The sequence below is a fragment of the Gilvimarinus sp. 1_MG-2023 genome, from assembly GCF_030548285.1.
This window is the reverse complement of sequence record NZ_JAUOSC010000432.1, coordinates 1-351: the sequence shown is the minus strand read 5'-3', so window position 1 is coordinate 351 and position 351 is coordinate 1. Positions and strand designations below refer to the sequence as shown.

At 57.8% G+C, this 351-nt stretch carries 2 protein-coding genes; both read left to right on the top strand.

What is annotated here, in order from left to right; translation table 11 throughout:
- Nucleotides 1-88: rubredoxin (locus Q4563_RS17505; RefSeq protein WP_303605404.1), on the top strand; the 88-nt coding region annotated here is incomplete at its 5' end.
- Between the two features lie 3 nt (nt 89-91).
- Nucleotides 92-351 (top strand): hypothetical protein (locus Q4563_RS17500; RefSeq protein ID WP_303605403.1); only part of this gene is annotated, 260 nt, incomplete at its 3' end.

The window sequence follows — 351 nt, the reverse complement described above, 5'->3', positions numbered from 1 at the left end:
AGGTACCCCTTGGGAGGACGTGCCAGCAGACTTTACCTGCCCGGATTGCGGTGTCGGTAAAGATGATTTTGAAATGATAGAGATTTGACCATTGATTCCGACCTGCTGTCCCCCAACGGTAACCCCTGCCGATGCCCGCTGGGCATTGATTGTTGTTGCCGATGCGGTTGCGGTTGCCGAAGCGAGCACCGCCGCTGGCTACCAACGGGTGCACGACTACTGTCAACGCCATGGACCCGCGTCGGTGCTCTTGATTTGTGCCAATGATGGCCAGCAAGAACAGTCCAGCGCAGCGGATATGGCGGAGCGTCTGGGAATCGTGGTGCTGAACAACACCCCGGTGACCAGGAT